This window comes from Variovorax sp. 01T432 (assembly GCF_056398605.1).
Genome location: NZ_JBFTPS010000008.1, coordinates 154,776 through 172,881 on the forward strand (window position 1 = coordinate 154,776; position 18,106 = coordinate 172,881).

Sequence of the window (18,106 nt, forward strand, 5' to 3'; positions counted from 1 at the left end):
AACAGGAGCGAGACACCATGACCGATCGCAAATCTATCGACGCACTTGTCGGCCCCGAAGAGAGTCAGCGCCTGTTCGGTGCGCTGCAGCGTGGCGCCACGCGTCGCGACATGCTGGCGATGCTGATGGCCGGCGGCATGCAGGCCACGCTGGCCGGCGGCATGGCGACGCTGGCCAGCACGGCGCACTCGCAGACGCCGCGCAAGGGCGGCCGCATCGCCGTCGCGACCAACGCCTCGGGCGTGAACGACTCGCTCGATCCCGCCAAGGCGTCCAACCAGACGGACTACTGCCGCGGCTTCATGTTCTACAACGGGCTGACGGTGCTGGACGGCAGCCTCACGCCACGGCCCCAGTTGGCCGAGGAGTTCACCACCCAGGACGCCAAGACCTGGGTGTTCAAGCTGCGCAAGGACGTGACCTTCCACGACGGCAAGCCCCTGACGCCGGCCGACGTGGTGTTCTCGATCATGCGGCACAAGGACGCAGCGACCGCATCGAAGGCCAAGGTACTGGCCGACCAGATCGAGTCCGTGACCGCCAGCGGCCCCAACGAGGTGACGTTCCGCCTGACCTCGCCCAATGCCGACCTGCCCGTGATCCTGGGCACCTACCACTTCCATATCGTCAAGGCCGGCACCACCGACTTCAACGCGGGCATCGGCACCGGCCCCTACAAGCTCAAGGAGTTCAAACCCGGCGTGCGCTCGGTCGCCGTGCGCAACGAGAACTACTGGAAACCGAACCGCCCCTACCTGGACGAGATCGAGCTCGTGGGCATCACCGACGAGTCGGCGCGCGTCAACGCGCTGCTGGCCGGCCAGCTCGACCTGATCCAGGCGGTCTCCCCGCGCTCGATCGACCGTGTCACGGCCGGCGGCCAGCACGCGGTCTTCGAGACCAAATCGGTGTCCTACACCAACCTGATCATGCGGCGCGACAGCAGCCCGGGCAACAACCCGGACTTCGTGATGGCGATGAAGTACCTGTTCAACCGCGAGCAGCTGCTCAAGTCCATCCAGCTCGGCCGCGGGGTGGTGGCCAACGACCAGCCCATCGCCACGAGCAACCGCTTCTACTTCAAGGGCCTGCCGCAGCGCCCGTACGACCCCGAGAAGGCCAAATGGCATCTGCAGAAGGCCAACCTGGGCAGCACCCCGATCCCGATGGTGGTCTCGCCCGCCGCGGCCAACTCGGTCGAGATGGCCCTGGTGATGCAGAATGCGGCCAAGCAGATCGGTCTGAACCTGGATGTCAAGCGCATGCCGGCCGACGGCTACTGGTCGACGCACTGGATGAAGCACCCGGTGGGCTTCGGCAACGTCAATGCGCGCCCCAGCGCCGACCTGGCCCTGACGCTGTTCTTCAAGTCCGATGCGCCGTGGAACGAGGCGGCCTGGAAGAACGAGAAGTTCGACCAGTTGCTGGTGGCCGCGCGCGGCGAAGTCGACCAGGCCAAGCGGGCCCAGCTGTATGCCGACATGCAGGTGCTGGTCCACAACGAAGGCGGCATCGGCATCCCGATGTTCATCTCCAGCCTCGATGGGCACAACAGCAAGCTCAAGGGCCTGTCGCAGGTTCCGATCGGCGGCATGATGGGCTCCAGCTTCGCCGAGCACGTGTGGCTCGAGGCCTGACGCGGGTGCAGCGGCAATGAACGCACTTCTTCTCAAGCTGCTCGTGCAGCGCATCGGCTTGGCATGTCTGTCGCTGCTGGCGGTGTCGGTGCTGGTGTTCGCCATCACCGGCGTGCTGCCCGGCGACGCGGCGCAGGAGCAGCTCGGCCAGGAAGCGACCCCCGAGTCGCTGGCCGCGCTGCGTGCACAGATGGGTCTGGACGTGCCCGCCTACCAGCGCTACCTGGGCTGGCTGGGCGGCCTGGTGCGCGGCGACCTCGGCATCTCTTCGGTGACCCAACTGCCGGTGTCCGAGCTTATCGGCAGCCGGCTGCCCAACTCGCTGCTGCTGGCGGCCGTGACCGCATTGTTCTCGGTGCCGATCGCGCTCACGCTGGGCATTTCGGCGGCGGTGTGGCGCGGCTCATGGTTCGACCGCGCCGCGTCGACCGGCGCGGTGGCCGTCGTCTCGGTGCCCGAGTTCCTGGTCGCCACGCTGGCCGTGCTCCTCTTCGCGGTGCAGCTGAAGTGGCTGCCGGCGCTGTCCTACCTGAGCAGCATCGAATCGCTCGGCCAGTTGCTGCGCGCCTTCGCCATGCCGGTAATGACGCTCACCTGCGTGATCGTGGCGCAGATGATGCGCATGACACGCGCCGCCGTGATCGACCAGCTCGAGGCCCCGTACATCGAGATGGTGCAGTTGAAGGGCGCCTCGCCGCTGCGCACCGTGCTAGCGCACGCGCTGCCGAACGCGGTCGGGCCGATCGCCAACGCTGTCGCCTTGAGCCTGTCGTACCTGCTGGGCGGCGTGATCATCGTCGAGACCATCTTCAACTACCCCGGCATCGCCAAGCTGATGGTCGACGGCGTGACGCAGCGCGACATCCCGCTGGTGCAGGCGTGCGCCATGCTGTTCTGCGCCGGCTACCTGATCCTGGTGACCACGGCTGACCTGTTCGGCATCGTCGCCAACCCGCGTCTGCGGCATCGCTAAAGGAACCTCCCATGACGACCTTGACTCACAGCGGCAGCGTCGGGCGCCCAGCGATGCGCCGCTGGCTCGCGCGGCTCGCGCATTTCGGCGTAACCGGCTGGCTCGGCCTGGCCGTGATCGCCTTCTGGTCTGCGGCCGCCATTTTCGGGCCGGCGCTGCTGTCGCAGAGCGGCGACGCCGGCGGCGGCGACGTGTTCGCACCCATCAGCGCCGCACATTGGCTCGGCACCGACTACCTCGGCCGCGACATGCTGGCCCGGGTGATCGAAGGGGCGCGCTACACCGTGGGCGTGGCCTTCTTCGCCACGCTGCTGGCCAGCGGCAGCGGCACGCTGCTGGCGCTGCTGGCGGCGGCCAGCGGGCGCTGGATCGACAGCACCCTGAGCCGCGTGCTCGACACGCTGACCGCGATCCCGAGCAAGATGTTCGCGCTGCTGATCGTGGCCGGCTTCGGCTCGTCGATCCCCGTGCTCGTCGTGACCGCGGGGGTCATCTACCTGCCCGGCTCCTACCGCATGTCGCGCGCGCTGGCGGTGAACATCAACGCGCTCGACTACGTGACGGTGGCGCGCGCCCGCGGCGAAGGCACCGGCTACGTGATGCTGCAGGAGATCCTGCCCAACATCACCGGGCCGATGCTGGCCGACTTCGGGCTTCGCTTCGTCTACGTGGTGCTACTTCTGGCCAGCTTGAGCTTCCTCGGCCTTGGCATCCAGCCGCCCGAGGCGGACTGGGGCTCGCTGGTGCGCGAGAACATCGAGACCCTGGCCAGCGGCGGTGCCGCGGTCATCGCACCTTCGATCGCCATTGCTAGCCTGACGATTGCCGTCAACCTGGTTATCGACAACCTGCCGGGCCGTGCGGCCCGCGAACGAGGAGGGCGCTGACATGGGTGCACTGGTCGTCATTGACAAGCTCAGCGTCAGCGCCGGAAGCGCCACGCTGGTCGATGCATTGAGCTTCACCATCCGTCCGGGCGAAGTACTGGCGCTGATCGGCGAGTCGGGCTCAGGCAAGACCACCACGGCGCTCGCGCTGATGGGCCACGCACGTCGCGGCTGCCGCATCAGCGGCGGCAGCGTGCGCATCGGCGACGTGGACGTGCTCTCGCTGGGTGCACGGCAGCTTCGCGCTTTGCGCGGACGCACCGTGTCCTACATCGCGCAGAGCGCGGCGGCGTCGTTCGACCCTTCGCGCTCCATCCTCGACCAGGTGGTCGAACCCGCCTGCCTGCACGGCACACTCCCGCGGGGCGAGGCCGAATTAAAGGCGATAGCGCTCTTCCGCGAGCTGGCGTTGCCGGAGCCGGAGACCATCGGCCAGCGCTACCCGCACCAGGTCTCGGGCGGTCAGTTGCAACGGCTGATGGCGGCAATGGCGCTGATCACCGACCCCGAAGTGGTGATCCTCGACGAGCCCACCACCGCGCTCGACGTGACGACCCAGGTGGAGGTACTGCGTGCCTTCCGCCGTGTGGTGCGCGAGCGCAAGGTGACGGCGGTGTACGTCAGCCACGACCTGGCGGTGGTGGCGCAGATGGCCGACCACATCCTGGTGCTGCGCGACGGCCGCATGCGCGAGGTGGGCACCACCGAGCGCCTGCTCGCTGCGCCGCAGAACGATTACACGCAGAGCTTGCTCGCCGCGGCGAGGCCCGCCACGCGCACCGCCGGCACCGCAGGCGCAGGCGCCGAGGTGCTACTGCGCGTGAAGGGGCTCAGCGCCGGCTACGGTCCGCGCGGCCCCGACGGCAAGCCGGCGATAGCCATCCTCGAGGATATCGACCTGGAGCTCAGGCGTGGCCAGGCAATTGGCGTCATTGGCGAATCGGGTTCGGGCAAGACGACGCTGGCGCGTGTGGTCGCCGGATTGCTGCCGCCCAGCACGGGCACGATGGAGTTCGACGGCCGCGCGCTGCCGCCGGCGCTCAGGCAACGCAGCCGCGAGGACCTGCGCCGCATCCAGATCGTCTTCCAGTCGGCCGACACGGCTCTCAACCCGTCGCAGACGATCGAGCGCATCCTGGCACGGCCGCTGCAGTTTTATCGCGGGTTGAAGGGCGAGCCGCTGCGAAGGCGCATCGATGAATTGCTGGACCTGGTGAAGCTGCCGCGCACGCTGGCCGATCGGCTGCCCGGTGGGCTGTCGGGTGGGCAGAAGCAGCGTGTGAACCTGGCTCGCGCGCTGGCCGCCGAACCCGAACTCATCCTCTGCGACGAGGTGACTTCGGCGCTGGACACCGTGGTCGGCGCCGCGGTGCTGGACCTGATCGCCGAACTGCGGCGCGAGCTCGGCGTGTCCTACCTGTTCATCAGCCACGACCTGCACACCGTGCGCGCAGTGTGCGACGAGATTGTCGTCATGCGCCACGGCCGCAAGCTGGCGCAGGTGGCGCGCGCCGACTACGAGCGCGGGCCGCATCACCCGTACTACGAAGAACTCGCGCGCGCCGTGCCGGAGCTGCGTCGCGGCTGGCTGGACGAACTGGACCGGGCGCGGCCTGCGCTGGTGGCTTGAAGGAGTGAACAATATGACACCCACATTTCGCATCGCGGCGATCGCCGGCGACGGCATCGGCAAGGAAGTGCTGCCCGAGGGCCTGCGCGTGGTGCAGGCCGCAGCGGCGCGCTTCGATTTCGAGCTCGACTGCCGCACCATCGACTGGGCCAGCAGCGACTACTACGCCGTCCACGGCCAGATGATGCCGGACGACTGGAAGGATCAACTCCAGGGCGTGGACGCGCTGTATTTCGGCGCCGTCGGCTGGCCTGCCACGGTGCCCGACCACGTGTCGCTGTGGGGTTCGCTGCTCAAGTTCCGCCGCGAGTTCGACCAGTACATCAACCTGCGCCCGGTGCGCCTGTTCGAAGGTGTACCCTGCCCGCTGGCCGGTCGCAAGCCCGGCGACATCGACTACTTCGTCGTGCGCGAGAACACCGAGGGCGAATACACCTCGCTCGGCGGCGTGATGTACCAAGGCACCGAGCGCGAGATCGTGATTCAGGAATCGGTCTTCTCGCGCCATGGCACCGATCGCGTGCTGCGCTATGCCTATGAGCTCGCCAACAGCCGCGCGCGCAAACATCTCACGGTGGCCACCAAGAGCAACGGCATCGCGATCAGCATGCCCTGGTGGGACGGCCGCGCCGATGCCATCGGCCGCGACTACCCCGGGGTGACGGTCGACAAGCAGCACATCGATATCCTGTCGGCGCGCTTCGTGCTGCAGCCCACGCGCTTCGACGTGGTGGTGGCGAGCAACCTGTTCGGCGACATCCTGTCCGACCTGGGCCCCGCGACCACCGGCACCATCGGCCTGGCGCCATCGGCCAATCTCAATCCGGAGCGCAAGTTCCCGTCGCTGTTCGAGCCGGTGCACGGTTCTGCACCCGACATCTACGGCCAGAACATCGCCAACCCGATTGCCATGATCTGGTCGGGCGCGCTGATGCTGGACTTCCTGACGCAGGGACAGGGCGCGGGCCGAGCGGCGCACGATGCCATCCTTGCCGCGATCGAGGCGGTGTTGCGCGAAGGGCCGCGCACGCGCGACCTCGGCGGCACGGCCTCCACCTCCGAACTGGGCATCGCGATCGCCGATCGCGTAGCCGCCGCCTGACAACCTACACACGAGTAAAAATCATGACATTGACCCTCGAGCGCCTGGACCTGATGTCTGGGCAACAGCTGATCGGCACCGAGTGGCGCGACGCTAGCGACACGCGCCGCCTCGACGTGACCGACCCCGCAACCAACGCCGTGTTCGCAAGCGTGCCCGACGGCACCTCGGCTGATGCGCACGCGGCCGTCGATGCTGCGCATGCCGCCTTTGCGTCCTGGCGCGTCGTGCCGGCCAAAGAGCGCGCCCGCATCCTCAAGCGCTGGAATGACCTGGTGATGGCGCACCAGGAGGACCTCGGCCGACTGATTTCGCGCGAGCAGGGCAAGCCGCTGGCCGAGGGCCGCGGCGAGGTGGCCTATGCCGCCAGTTACATCGAGTGGTTTGCCGAGGAAGCCACTCGCGCCAATGGCGACATCATTCCCGCGCCGGTTCCGGGCCGGCGCATGTTCGCCTTGAAGGAACCAGTGGGCGTGGTTGGCGTCATTACGCCCTGGAACTTCCCGGCCGCGATGATCGCCCGCAAGATTGCCCCGGCGCTCGCCGCCGGCTGCACCGTGGTGTGCAAGCCGGCGGAGGACACGCCGCTGACCTCGCTGGCCCTGGTCAAGCTGGCGCAGGAGGCCGGCGTGCCGCCGGGCGTGATCAACATCGTGACCGCCTCGCGCGAACGCACGCCCGAGGTGGTGGATGTCTGGCTGGACGACGCACGCGTGCGCAAGATCAGCTTCACCGGCTCCACGCCGGTGGGCCAGCACCTGGCGCGCCGTTCGGCCGACACCTTGAAGAAGCTCTCGCTCGAGCTGGGCGGCAATGCGCCCTTCATCGTGTTCGACGATGCTGATCTCGATGCCGCGGTCGATGGCCTGATGGCCGCCAAATTTCGCAACGGCGGGCAGACTTGCGTGTCGCCGAATCGCGTCTTCGTGCACGAGCGCTTGCACGATGCTTTTGCCGACAAGCTGGCCGGGCGTGTCGGCGCGCTCAAGGTGGGCCCGGCGAGCGACCCGGGCTCGCAGATCGGTCCGATGATCAACGCTCGGGCGGTCGAGAAGATCGAGCGCCACGTGCAGGACGCGGTTGCCAAGGGCGCCAAAGTGCTGACGGGCGGGAAGCGCCTTGTCGGTCTGGGCCCGAACTATTACGCGCCCACGGTGCTCGTGAATGCCGACGCCACCATGGCCTGCAGCTGCGAGGAGACCTTCGGGCCTGTGGTGCCGATCACGCGCTTCAGCGATGAGGCCGAGGTGATCGCCGCGGCCAACGACACACCCTTCGGGCTCGCGGCGTATTTCTACTCGACCGATGTTCGGCAGATCTGGAGAGTGACCGAGGCGCTGGAGACCGGTATCGTCGGTATCAACGAAGGCGCGCTCGCCGCGGAGGCTGCCCCCTTCGGCGGCGTGAAGGCCTCAGGCTACGGACGCGAGGGCTCGGTGCGCGGGCTCGACGACTACCTGCACATCAAGTACGTGTGCCAAGGGCAGTTGTAGCGGCACAAGGCCTCCAGCTGGAATGCTGGTGCGCTTCAACGAAGCGGCCTTGCCCGGCGGACTGCCGGGGCGTCATGGCCCAGCCGCAGCGCTGAAGCGCTCCAACATCTGTACGAGCGCCACCATGAAGAATAAGTTGTCCAAGCACCGAGTCGTCATCGTCGGCGGTGGCGCTGGCGGGCTGGAGCTGGCCACGCGCCTGGGCGATACGCTGGGCAAACGCGGCTTGGCGGACATTGCGCTGATCGACAAGCACCGCACCCACGTATGGAAGCCCAAGCTGCATGAGATCGCCGCGGGCAGCATGGACATGAGCGCGCACGAGGTCGACTACCTCGCCCAGGCGCACTGGCACCGCTTTCGCTTCCGTCTCGGAGAGCTGACCGGCATCGACCGCGAGCGGCGCGAGGTACATGTCGCGCCCTACCTGGACGACGAAGGCCGGCTGGTCACGGCCGCGCGCGCCTTCGCCTACGACACGCTGGTCGTCGCCATCGGCAGCCTCAGCAACGACTTCGGCACGCCCGGCGTGCGCGAGCATGCGATGCGGCTCGAGTCGAAGGCGGATGCACAGCGCTTTCACCAGCGCATGCTCAATGCCTGCATCCGCGCCCATGCGCAGACCTCGCCGCTGCGGCCCGAGCAGCTGCACGTGGCGATCATCGGCGCAGGCGCGACTGGTGTCGAGTTGGCGGCCGAGCTGCATCGCACCACGCGCGAGGTTGTCGCCTACGGCCTGGACGGGGTGGATGCCGAGAAGGACATCCAGGTCAGTGTGATCGAGGCAGCAGACCGTGTGCTGCCCGCGCTGCCGCCTCGCATCTCGGTCGCCACCGAGGCACTGCTTCGCAAACTGGGCGTGGACGTGCACACGTCCGCCAAGGTTGCCGAGGTGCTTCCCCAAGGCGTGCGCCTGGCCGACGGCCGCACGCTGCCGGCCGAGTTGATTGTGTGGGCCGCGGGCGTGAAGGCGGCGGATTTCATGAAGGACATCTCGGGGCTGGAGACCAACCGCAGCAACCAGCTCGCGGTCCTGTCGACCCTGCAGACCACGCGCGACCCCGACATCTTCGCCATAGGCGACTGCGCCGCATGCGATTGGCCTGAAGCCAATGGTGGCAAGGGTGGCTTGGTGCCGCCGCGTGCGCAGGCCGCGCACCAGCAGGCTTCGCACGTCGCGGCACAGATCCGCCGGCGCATGTCGGGCACTGCGCTCAAGCACTACCGATACCGCGACTTCGGCTCGCTCGTGTCGCTCGGCGAGTTCAGCACCGTGGGCAACATGATGGGCGGCCTGATCGGCGGCAGCTTGATGATCGAAGGGCTGTTCGCTCGAATCATGTACATCTCGCTCTACAAGATGCACGAACTGGCACTGCACGGCGTCATGAAGGTCTCGCTCGATACGCTCGCGCGCCTCATCACGAGGCGCACCGAACCTCACGTCAAGTTGCATTGAGATGTCGCGATCATCACGGCGCGCCGTATCTCGGCAAAGGTGGCTCGAGACCGAGCCGCTGGTATTGCACAGCCGCGCCCGGCAAGACCTCGAAAGGCGCCTCTGTTGGCCCGGTCCGACCACTTGCGGCTTGAGCCCTGAGAGGATTAAAGACCGAGGCCAGACACGACTCGGTTCTCGAGGCGAGACGAGCCGCCGCAAACTCCGCGATAGAAGCGGAGGCGCTGTCCGGCACTTGGTTGCCGGGTTGTGCAGCTCCGTAGGCTGTGGGGCAGGGCATCGACGAAGGAGGCCACCATGAAAATTCTCGTCGCGGAGGACGATAAAGTTCTGGCGGCTGTGCTCCTGCGCAGCCTGCGCGCCTCGGGCGCCGTGGTTGATCACGTGGCCACCGGCTCGGATGCCGACGCGACGCTCGTCACGCACAGCGAGTTCGATCTTCTGATCCTTGAGCTCGATCTGCCGATCGTGCAAGGGCTCGAGATCCTCAAGCGCTTGCGTGCCCGCGGGTCGCACCTTCCGGTGCTTGTGCTTGTCGGGACAGACAGCGTGGAGGACCGCGTGAAGAGCCTGGACAACGGCGCAGACGACTGCATGGCGAAGCCCTTTAGCTTGGACGAACTCAAAGCGCGCGTGCGCGCGCTCTCGCGGCGCGGCGTGAGCATCTCGGGCAATGCGATCAGGCATGGCCCACTGGTTTACGACAAGGCCAGCCGATTGACCACGCTGGATGGCAAGACGGTCGACCTGTCGGCGCGGGAGTTGAGTGTGCTCGAAGTGCTGCTGCAGCGCGCTGGACGGCCGGTCAGCAAGGACCAGTTGGCGGACCGACTGTGCGAGTGGGGCGCAGAGGTGAGCCTCAATGCGATCGAGGTGTACATCCATCGCCTGCGCAAGAAGATCGAAAAGGGGCCTGTGCGCGTGGCAACGGTTCGCGGGCTCGGCTGCTATTACCTGGAGAAGATTGCGGCCTGAGTTGCAGGGGCAAACCGATCCGTGCAAAACGAAAAGCGTTGGTTAGTCGCAGTTTGTTGGCATGCACTGTTGGCGCCGGCCGAAATTTTCCCACGGTCAAAATTGAACCGGCCCGACACTTCCGCCACGCTGATCGGCGTGATGCGGACTGCTCGTAGTCTCGTAGCACTGCTTCGGAAATCGACAACTTTCTCGGAAGTGAGCCGAGCAATGTCGATTTAACATAAATCGCATTGTATTTTCTAAGTCGTTGATTTCAAAGAATTTTTTAGTCAAGGGTAGGCCGCCTCCGGCCTGATTTTGACGCTCGAATCGTACTTCCGCCACGTCGGCCCAAGCATTTCAAAGGCGCACGCCGCCCGGCTCGGTCGGCATGGTGAACACGTGCCGGTCGCGCTCGCGGCGATGTCGATCCACATCGGGAACGCGACTCTACGCTGGCCTGCACCTCCGTCCAAACGGTGGCGTCCTGGTCGACTCGTGCAGACCCCAGTGGAAGTGCGCGAGATCGGGTTCGTCGACGAACACGCCGATGTGGCGCAGGTGGCTCATTCGGCGCTAATTCTTGGGGGGCCAGATCTTCTTGCCGGCCGCCTTCGCCGCCGGTGGCTTACGAGCGGACGTCGGCGCCACGGTGCCGGCTGGAACTGGTGCGCAGCGGTTGCCGGCGTCGAAAACCAGATCGCCTCCATGATCGCTCGCGAACAGCGCCAGTCCGTTTAGACCAACTAGGGCGGTGGGCGCCGCAGGCGCGTTATGTTCCTGGCCAAGCTCGCCCATACGGGCAGTGATCGCCGCAAATTGCAATTGCGCGCCGACGCGCCACCAACCGGTCGTGATGCCCTTCGACTGGATAAGGGCGGCGGCAATCTCGGGCCAGCCGAAGACGTGGTCCGGGGGGCCAGGGGCAATGAACACCGGCACTGCTGGGTCTTGCGCAGCCGAAGCCCGGCTGACTTTTCGGGGGGCGGTGGTCACGTGAACAATTCCTTTGACGCGCCGGCGACGACTGTTGCGCTCCCCGGAACGATATCCAGGGCAACGGCTTCCGTTGTGTAGTGATGCTCGACCGGCTGACCCGCCATCGCGCGCGCGATCACTGCCTGAGTGTGGGCCAGGGCCTCCTCGCGGGCCATTGCTCGCGCCGCTTCGATATCTTCTGACCAACCCGCGCCATCGACGTGGCGCAGGACATAGGGGCAAGGGGTCGCCTGGCCGTCTCCGTCGGCAATCGCGCTGACGGCATCAGCGAGGGCACGCATGCGCCTAGTATTGCGGGCGAGCCAGATCAGCCGGAGAAGATTGCCTTCGGCGAGCGGGACGGCTGCGGTGCCCTTCTCCCACTTCGCCGCCATCTGACCGCCCTTGCCACCGAGCGCGCCGACAGCGTCCTGAGTCATTTTCAGTCGCTTTCGAAGAAAGCGCAGTTCGGCGGGCGTGAGCGGCGTCACGCGCGAGGCGATCGCGCCAGCGAGGGCAACGTAGAGGCCGTCTAGATCGCGGTACGCCATCGCCCCGTCTGGATGCTCGACCACGCCGTCGATCAGAAACACGTTGGGCAGTCCGGTCCCCTTCATCTTTCTCATTTCAGTCTGTCCTTATGACGGTTGCTACGGTGACTTTTTCCAGGGCGGTCCAGTCCTGGCCGCCCGCTTGGAGACCTCCGACCGCAACGCGGATGTGCAGTCCCAGGTGAACGACATTGCACGTATCGCCTTCCGGCCCGTAGGCCGTGCCCCGGCGCAAACAGGTGAGCACCTCATCATGGTCAAAGCCGCGTTCATCCATTCGGTCTTCGGCGTGCCCGGAGAAGATCACGTTGGCAGATTCACGGGCGACGCGCTTTATGGCCTTCGTGAGCTTCGGATTCGGATCGCCAAACGTTAAGGCCATTCTATACAAAGTATAGGTTTGCCCTTGCTGCCGGAAGGCTCAGGCAGCGTGAGGGAATACCCGGGAGGGCGGGAAATGTGAGGCGCATGGAGTGGCGCGCATAGTAGCCGAGCCTTGCTTCACGGCTCGCGGCGGACACGGGACGCCGAGTTGGAGCGCCACGGCGATCTTGGCGAACATGGCAGGCCGGCCCCGGTCATCCCAAGGCTCAGTTTCCTGTGCAGCGGATCGGGAGCGGGAGCCACAGGCTCCGGCCCTTGCGGGCATGCGCGAAATCAACGCTGTGGCCGATAGAGGGCGGGCCACCATCTCGCGCTCCATCGGCCGCTGCGCGCCCTGATCGGGCTGGCGCATGCCCCCTGGACCGGTTCGTACCGCTGGCCACTGTCGAGCCATCTCCTCGCCCGCTGCTGCGCTTCGGCTGCGGCTCGGTCGCGCACCGGCGGAAGCGATGGTGGCGTGCCACGGCCCGCTCCCATCACGGCCGGCGGCCCGACGCAGCCAGCAACCCCAAGGCCACCGCCCTGCGCAGCGGCCGCCCCTCGCAGCCCGCGTCGACCAACGCCAGCAGGGCGCGGCCGACGTCGAACATGGGTTGATGGCGGGCGCGTCGATCCTGCGCAGCCGGGCCTTCGCGCTCTCGATTGACGCCGGGACTGCATTTGTTCGCAGCGGTGGGCACCACCTGACCCCGGCGGCGAACGTGATGCGCCTACCGCCCTCCCTCCGACCGCACCGTCCTGCTAGGGCTGCGGCCATCGCGGCCGTCCATGCCGCGCCGGGCGAGACGCAGCACCCCTGCAAAGGAGTTGCCTGAACTTTGTCAAACGAATTACTAGAACCACATGATGGCGCAATCCATCCGGCTTCGTCTTTCTGTTATTTATCACACATGACATGTATGATATCTAACGTACATTCTACATAGTTTCCGATAATCTATTATTATCGCAAGTAAAACAGGACCCGGGAGCAGGGCATGGATCTGAAAAGTTCGAGCGACAACATTCACCCGATTCGCGGCGGCCGCGGCATCCAGGAGGCCCAGGTCTGGGAAGCCGCCGACATGCTGCTGCAAGAGGGCCTGCGCCCGACGATCGAGCGCGTGCGCCAGAAGATCGGCAGCGGCTCGCCCAACACCGTGAGCCCCATGCTGGAACGATGGTTCGCCACACTCGGCAAGCGCCTGGAGGGTCGCGGCGGCAGCCTGGCCAATAGCCTGGCGAACAACGAGGCGCAGCAGCTCCCCCTGGCCATCGTCCAGGCCGCCCAGCGGCTCTGGGACGTTGCGCGGCGCGAAGCCGACCAGGTGCAGGTCCAGAAGTCGGAGGCGGCCCGCCGTGCGCTCGAGCTGGAACTCAGCGCCCTGACCCAGAAGGAATCCGAGCTCCAGCAGCGTGAGGTCTCGTTCGAGCAGGCCCGCTCGAAACTCGACGAGGCCCTCGCCTCCTCGCGCCAGGCCGTGACGGCCATGGAAACCCAGATGCACACGCAGCAGCAAGAGTCCTCTCGCCTTCTCAGCGACTCAGAAGCCGAGGTTCGGCGCCTGCGTAAGGCGCTCGAGGAAGCCGTGGCCAGCAAGGAGGCCTTGCGCGAGAAGGCAGCGATGGAACTCGGGGCCAAGCAGCGCGCCGCGGACGACGCCGAGGAGCGCCATCTTGCGCACGAGCGTCGCCTCCTCTCCGAGATCGATCGCGAGCGCATGGCCACGCGCCAGGCGGCGGTCGAGCTCGTCAAGGAACAGAAGGCGCGCGCAGCCGACCTGGAAGCCGCCCGAAGTGCCCGGGAGTCAGCCAAGCAGGCCCTCCAGGACGAGAAGGCTGCGCACCGCGATGCCGCGGCCACCTGGTCACGCCGGCACCAGGAAGCGCAGCTCGAGCTCGCGACCGTTCGCGAGCGCGCCGCCGGCGCGGAGCAGCGGGCCATCGACCTCGCCTCCCAGCTGCAGCGCCAGCAGGAGCAGTCCGAGCGCGAGATCGCCCAACTGCGAGAGAGCCAGGCGGCGACGGCGTCGGCGCTGCGCCAGCTGGAGGCGCGCCGCGCAAAGGGTGACGGTGAGGGTACCGAGAAGGCTCAGGCTCGCCGGGCCGCCCGGGGCATGAAGGCATCCGAATGAGTGAGCGCGTGATGGGGTTGTCGTACTTCTTCTGCAGATTGACACGGTGAGGCGAGTTTTCTCCTTTGAAATCAATGTCTTACGGCGAGAGGCCCTCACGAATCGTCAAGAGTTCATAAGTGCTTGTGGGAGAACGAGTTTTCAGGCGCAAACGCACCGATTTGCAGAAAAAGTATGACAACCCCGGACTGGCCTCTCGCCCTCAGCGGGCTGTGAGCCGACGTCGCCCGAAGGCACATCAATTCGATACAGCCTAGTCGTTTCGGTTATTTCACTTGTTGCGTTTATTTCGTATGCAGTTATTATCGGTTTCACGGTACCGAAGAGCACCGAGCGCGAACCGGCAACTGCAACCACAGGAGAAAGCACATGGCCCAGGAAGTACTGGAACCCGCCACCCAGGCGGAAGCGGAAATGGCCGCAACGGCAAGAGCCTTGTTGATAGCGGCGCTCGACCACTCGAAGGCGAAGCTCGTGAAGCTGACGATCGAAGGGAAGGACGGCAAGACGCCTGTGCTCGAAGTGCCGCCGCGCGCGCTGCGGTTCTTCGCCGACGTGCTGCGCCAGATGGCTCTGCGCCAGCCGCTGTTGGTGTTGCCGCAAAGCGCCCAGATGACCACCCAGCAGGCGGCGTCGTTCTTGAACGTGTCCCGGCCCTTTGTGGTGAAGGAAATCGATGCCGGGCGGATCAAGTGCCACATGGTGAACACGCATCGGCGCATCGACTTCGAGGAATTGGTTCGGTACCAGGAAGAGCAGAAGGAGCGCAGCGCCGCCGCCCTGCGCCGCATGCACGAACTGGACGAGCAGATCGGCGAGGAACCCTGAAGCATGGCAGGCGCATCTCGATTCACGGCAATCCTCGACGCCAACGTACTGTTCACCAAGCTGCAGTGCGACGCGCTACTCAGCTTGGCGGATGCGGGCCTCTATGCTGCGAAGTGGAGCGCCGATATCGAGCGCGAGTGGATGGCGTCCCGGCTCGAGAAGTACCCGGGCAGTGAGGAGGTCAACGCGGAAAAGGCGCGCCAGATGTGCGAGGCAATTCCCGACTGCATGGTGACTGGGTACGAGCCGTTCATCCAATTCCTGGAGTTGCCCGACCCCAACGACCGGCACGTGCTGGCGGCGGCGATTGTCGGCCACGCCGATGCCATCGTGACGAGCAATTTGAAGGACTTCCCGGCCGAGGTCCTGAAGAAGCATTCGATCGAGGTGCTGACACCGGACATCTTCATTGTGAACCAAATCACACTGAATCGGCCCCGGGCGCTGGCCGCGCTGCGGCAGATGCGCCTGCGCTGGAAAAACCCGAAGCACACGCCCGAGTCACTCATCGAGCTGTTCGAGATGCGTGGCATGCCGCTCACCTCTGTGCACCTCCTCAACTGCCTTGAGGCAGTGTGAGCTCCATGGCGACGATGGCAGTTGACCGGGCTGTGATTCTGAATTTTCAACAGAACCTGCGAGGGCCTGACGACATGATGCCAAGAGGGCATGCGCTTGGCACGGTGTCTTCTCGTTCATTGCCTGCTCCGCGATGCGCAGCCGCTTGCCCTTGACCGGGCCGGTAGGCAGCTGCGAGGAAGCCGGCTCGAGCGTCCGACTACGTGGCGCTGCACCTGGCCAGGCAACGACACGACATCCTGGTCATTCGCATGCCCTGCGAACTTCACCGCAGCGACTTCGAGGGACCGTTCTTCAGCACCCTCCTGGCGGCCGCCGGGGTGAGGCAGCCGCGGGCCAGGACGATTGCGGAAAAGCGCTTCTCGCTGATCCGCCGGCTGGGCGAGCAGCTGCAGATGCGCTCGGGCCACATCGTCGTGCTGCTGTGCGACGAGGCGCAGCGAATGTCCAGGCACGCACTGGAGTGGCTGCGCGATGTGCACGATCAACTGGCCCATCATGGGTTCCGGCTGATCACCTTCCTGGTCGGTCAACCTCAGTTGATGGAGCACAAGGCCCGCTACCAATTGGCCGGCGACGAGCAGATCGTGGCGCGCTTCATGATCGAGCAGCTGCACTTCCGCGGGATCACCAACCCGGCCGAGGCGGCCACCTGCCTGGCCAGCTACGACCTGAGCCACTACCCGGAGGTGACCGGCGAAACATTTACCGCGTTCTTCTATCCGCTGGCGTATGCCGCCGGGCTGCGGTTGGAGCACTCGGCCGGGGCGCTGTGGAATGGCTTCGTCCATGCGCACGCCGCCGCGCAGCTGCGCGGCATCACCGAGATTCCTATGGACTACTTCACGCGGGCGGTGGAATCGATGTTGATCAACGGTGTGCAGTGGGACGCCACGTCCCTGGAGCTCGGACCGGCGCACTGGGAGCGCGCGGTGCGCGAGTCCGGCTACGTGGCGGCGCAGCAGACCGTTGCGCTGCATGTAGCGGTGGTACTCCCAATTCTGGTGCCGGCGGCCTTGGCACCCGCGACGCCACGCCCTGGCCAGGGCGTCCAGGCCTTATGGGTGCGCGCCCTTGCCGCGAGGCGGCGGCACGGTACAAACGCGGTGGCACGCGGCGCGCCTGGCTCCTCAAGGGTGGGCAACCGGGACAAGTTGATTCATGAGTGCCGCCGCGCGTGCCTGTTGCCAACGCGGTGGGCCAGGAAATGGCAGGCGCATCCGCCAAGGGTGCAGGGCGCCCCCCTCCCCGCCCTCCCCGCCCTCCCCGCCCTCCCCGCCCTCCCCACTTCTACCTCGCTCGAGCAGCAAGAGCTGCAGTGCGAATGCGAGCGGCTGATGCGTCTGCTGCTGCGCAGGTCGCGGGCACGCGTGTCGCGCACAAATCGCCAGGCCGTCCGACGGGCGACACGTCAGTGCCACTTGCACCAAGCGACAACCGCAGTGGACCCTGCCTTCGCGGAGGCCGCGGTGTGGTTGCTGGCGGCGATGTATTGATGGGGCTACCGACAGCCGGGTGCGCTTGATATGAAACCGTCGCATCCGCCGACGGGCCTCGTGCGGTGGTTGGCCGGATTCAAACCCAGTGTGCAAGTCCATTGCCCGCGCGAAATCATCGCCATGCTGCCCGCGGCGATGAAGTCGCGCTCTCGTGGCAACCATGATCTCTCGAAAGGGAGTCGTGGTGCTGCTGCCAGAACTGCTGCACTCAACGGGCTCGCGCGCCTTCCTGTAGAGGCCAAATCAAGACAGTCGCAACTCTACTACTTAAAGGACGCATCTTCATTACACTTCACGGCATGAGATCGAATGCCCCTTGCATCAGGGCAGGTTCGACACACTCCGCAGAGCCTGAATTTGCTGCTCATGCGCGAGGGACGGCACCCTTCCGCTTCACCTTCACCCAATCCCGGCTGCGCGTGCCGGGGGCGTAGACGCTGGCCGCCCGTTTCGCTACCAACCCCTCCAGTTTCAGCGTCATCACGGCCTGATCGAACAGATCCTGGGCGCCGCCGTCGAAGTAGCTGACGTAGAGGATATTGGGCGGCGCCAGCTTGAATAGCTCCGCGAGCAATGCCTTGCGCTGGATGAGCTGGAACTGCGTAATGTCTATGCCCCGGTGAACCAGTAGATCGAAGACGCAATAGGTCACCGGGTCCGCGCCTTCATGCCAGCGCCGCCGGCGCGCGCGGATCTGCAGCAGGTCGAAGTTGCTGCGACCCAAGTCGTCGAGCACGCAAACCTCGCCGTCCGTGATGAATGGACCACCGTGCATGCTTGCCAGCGACTTCGTGACCTCTGGGAACCAGGTGGTAGCGTCAGCCCCGCTGCGCGTCTTCAACTCGACAGTGCCGGCCCCGAATTCAGCCAGGAGGCGGTAGCCGTCGAACTTGAGCTCATAGATCCACCCCGGCTCGGATAGGTCTACGGGCCGCGAAGAGATGAGCATGGGGGCAACGTCGGCGAGGTGCATGGGGCAGCATGCTGCACGTCACCAGATCGCGATGTCGCCCATCGCCGCGCCGCGGATATGGC

General features: G+C 66.0%; 16 protein-coding genes. 12 read left to right on the forward strand and 4 right to left on the reverse strand.

The annotated features are described in order from the left end of the window. Positions 1–17: 17 nt before the first annotated feature. The 8 genes from AC1DNF_RS09400 (at position 18) to AC1DNF_RS09435 (ending at position 10,156) form a co-directional block, all read left to right on the forward strand. Complete coding sequence (locus tag AC1DNF_RS09400) at positions 18–1,637, forward strand: ABC transporter substrate-binding protein (protein ID WP_478148297.1); 1,620 nt, start codon at positions 18–20, stop codon at positions 1,635–1,637. Between the two features lie 16 nt (positions 1,638–1,653). Further along, positions 1,654–2,610, forward strand: a complete 957-nt coding sequence (locus AC1DNF_RS09405; RefSeq protein WP_478148298.1) for an ABC transporter permease — start codon at positions 1,654–1,656, stop codon at positions 2,608–2,610. A gap of 11 nt (positions 2,611–2,621) precedes the next feature. Continuing rightward, on the forward strand, positions 2,622–3,497 hold the full coding sequence (locus AC1DNF_RS09410; protein WP_478148299.1) for an ABC transporter permease: 876 nt from the start codon (positions 2,622–2,624) through the stop codon (positions 3,495–3,497). Position 3,498: 1 nt separating this feature from the next. Then, positions 3,499–5,127 carry an ABC transporter ATP-binding protein gene (locus AC1DNF_RS09415; RefSeq protein ID WP_478148300.1) on the forward strand — a complete coding sequence of 543 codons (1,629 nt, stop codon included), beginning with the start codon at positions 3,499–3,501 and terminating at the stop codon, positions 5,125–5,127. Between the two features lie 13 nt (positions 5,128–5,140). Next, the gene (locus tag AC1DNF_RS09420) at positions 5,141–6,229 is read left to right on the forward strand and encodes a tartrate dehydrogenase (protein WP_478148301.1); all 1,089 of its coding nucleotides are present in this window, start codon (positions 5,141–5,143) and stop codon (positions 6,227–6,229) included. Positions 6,230–6,252: 23 nt separating this feature from the next. Then, complete coding sequence (locus AC1DNF_RS09425) at positions 6,253–7,722, forward strand: NAD-dependent succinate-semialdehyde dehydrogenase (RefSeq protein ID WP_478148302.1); 1,470 nt, start codon at positions 6,253–6,255, stop codon at positions 7,720–7,722. Positions 7,723–7,846: 124 nt separating this feature from the next. Beyond that, positions 7,847–9,181 (forward strand): NAD(P)/FAD-dependent oxidoreductase, encoded by a 1,335-nt coding sequence (locus AC1DNF_RS09430; RefSeq protein WP_478148303.1) that lies wholly within the window; start codon positions 7,847–7,849, stop codon positions 9,179–9,181. 297 nt (positions 9,182–9,478) lie between these two features. Then, positions 9,479–10,156, forward strand: coding sequence for a response regulator (locus AC1DNF_RS09435; protein ID WP_478148304.1), 678 nt, complete (start codon positions 9,479–9,481; stop codon positions 10,154–10,156). Positions 10,157–10,714: 558 nt separating this feature from the next. On the opposite strand, the gene AC1DNF_RS09440 is transcribed toward AC1DNF_RS09435, so the two are convergent. From AC1DNF_RS09440 to AC1DNF_RS09450, 3 genes are read right to left on the reverse strand one after another with little or no spacing between them, the layout of a single operon-like run. Continuing rightward, the gene (locus AC1DNF_RS09440; protein ID WP_478148305.1) at positions 10,715–11,134 is read right to left on the reverse strand and encodes a hypothetical protein; all 420 of its coding nucleotides are present in this window, start codon (positions 11,132–11,134) and stop codon (positions 10,715–10,717) included. Beyond that, positions 11,131–11,742 carry a hypothetical protein gene (locus AC1DNF_RS09445; protein ID WP_478148306.1) on the reverse strand — a complete coding sequence of 204 codons (612 nt, stop codon included), beginning with the start codon at positions 11,740–11,742 and terminating at the stop codon, positions 11,131–11,133. Before AC1DNF_RS09445 ends, AC1DNF_RS09440 begins: the two co-directional genes overlap by 4 nt. A 1-nt stretch (position 11,743) precedes the next feature. After that, the gene (locus AC1DNF_RS09450; RefSeq protein WP_478148307.1) at positions 11,744–12,049 is read right to left on the reverse strand and encodes a DUF4258 domain-containing protein; all 306 of its coding nucleotides are present in this window, start codon (positions 12,047–12,049) and stop codon (positions 11,744–11,746) included. Positions 12,050–13,028: 979 nt separating this feature from the next. Here AC1DNF_RS09450 and AC1DNF_RS09455 point away from each other — a divergent pair. From AC1DNF_RS09455 to AC1DNF_RS09470, 4 genes are all read left to right on the forward strand, one after another. Next, a complete protein-coding gene (locus tag AC1DNF_RS09455; RefSeq protein WP_478148308.1) occupies positions 13,029–14,165 on the forward strand; it encodes a DNA-binding protein in 1,137 nt (378 codons plus the stop codon). 369 nt (positions 14,166–14,534) lie between these two features. Continuing rightward, on the forward strand, positions 14,535–14,993 hold the full coding sequence (locus tag AC1DNF_RS09460) for a helix-turn-helix domain-containing protein (protein WP_478148309.1): 459 nt from the start codon (positions 14,535–14,537) through the stop codon (positions 14,991–14,993). A gap of 3 nt (positions 14,994–14,996) precedes the next feature. Then, entirely contained in the window at positions 14,997–15,572 is a 576-nt protein-coding gene (locus AC1DNF_RS09465; RefSeq protein WP_478148310.1) for a VapC50 family PIN domain-containing toxin, read from the forward strand. A gap of 203 nt (positions 15,573–15,775) precedes the next feature. Next, positions 15,776–17,068: an AAA family ATPase gene (locus AC1DNF_RS09470; RefSeq protein WP_478148311.1), complete on the forward strand. Its 1,293-nt coding sequence runs from the start codon at positions 15,776–15,778 to the stop codon at positions 17,066–17,068. Positions 17,069–17,435: 367 nt separating this feature from the next. Here the strand turns inward: AC1DNF_RS09470 and AC1DNF_RS09475 are convergent, their stop codons facing one another. Continuing rightward, entirely contained in the window at positions 17,436–18,044 is a 609-nt protein-coding gene (locus AC1DNF_RS09475) for an ATP-dependent DNA ligase (protein WP_478148312.1), read from the reverse strand. Positions 18,045–18,106 lie beyond the last annotated feature (62 nt).

Bases quoted from the DNA above. Each gene is read 5' to 3' on its own strand.
- AC1DNF_RS09455 (WP_478148308.1), top strand. From the start codon at position 13,029: ATGGATCTGAAAAGTTCGAGCGACAACATTCACCCGATTCGCGGCGGC.
- AC1DNF_RS09415 (WP_478148300.1), top strand. From the start codon at position 3,499: ATGGGTGCACTGGTCGTCATTGACAAGCTCAGCGTCAGCGCCGGAAGC.
- AC1DNF_RS09475 (WP_478148312.1), bottom strand. From the start codon at position 18,044: ATGCACCTCGCCGACGTTGCCCCCATGCTCATCTCTTCGCGGCCCGTA.
- AC1DNF_RS09420 (WP_478148301.1), top strand. From the start codon at position 5,141: ATGACACCCACATTTCGCATCGCGGCGATCGCCGGCGACGGCATCGGC.
- AC1DNF_RS09425 (WP_478148302.1), top strand. From the start codon at position 6,253: ATGACATTGACCCTCGAGCGCCTGGACCTGATGTCTGGGCAACAGCTG.
- AC1DNF_RS09400 (WP_478148297.1), top strand. From the start codon at position 18: ATGACCGATCGCAAATCTATCGACGCACTTGTCGGCCCCGAAGAGAGT.
- AC1DNF_RS09460 (WP_478148309.1), top strand. From the start codon at position 14,535: ATGGCCCAGGAAGTACTGGAACCCGCCACCCAGGCGGAAGCGGAAATG.
- AC1DNF_RS09445 (WP_478148306.1), bottom strand. From the start codon at position 11,742: ATGAGAAAGATGAAGGGGACCGGACTGCCCAACGTGTTTCTGATCGAC.
- AC1DNF_RS09435 (WP_478148304.1), top strand. From the start codon at position 9,479: ATGAAAATTCTCGTCGCGGAGGACGATAAAGTTCTGGCGGCTGTGCTC.
- AC1DNF_RS09465 (WP_478148310.1), top strand. From the start codon at position 14,997: ATGGCAGGCGCATCTCGATTCACGGCAATCCTCGACGCCAACGTACTG.
- AC1DNF_RS09405 (WP_478148298.1), top strand. From the start codon at position 1,654: ATGAACGCACTTCTTCTCAAGCTGCTCGTGCAGCGCATCGGCTTGGCA.
- AC1DNF_RS09450 (WP_478148307.1), bottom strand. From the start codon at position 12,049: ATGGCCTTAACGTTTGGCGATCCGAATCCGAAGCTCACGAAGGCCATA.
- AC1DNF_RS09410 (WP_478148299.1), top strand. From the start codon at position 2,622: ATGACGACCTTGACTCACAGCGGCAGCGTCGGGCGCCCAGCGATGCGC.
- AC1DNF_RS09430 (WP_478148303.1), top strand. From the start codon at position 7,847: ATGAAGAATAAGTTGTCCAAGCACCGAGTCGTCATCGTCGGCGGTGGC.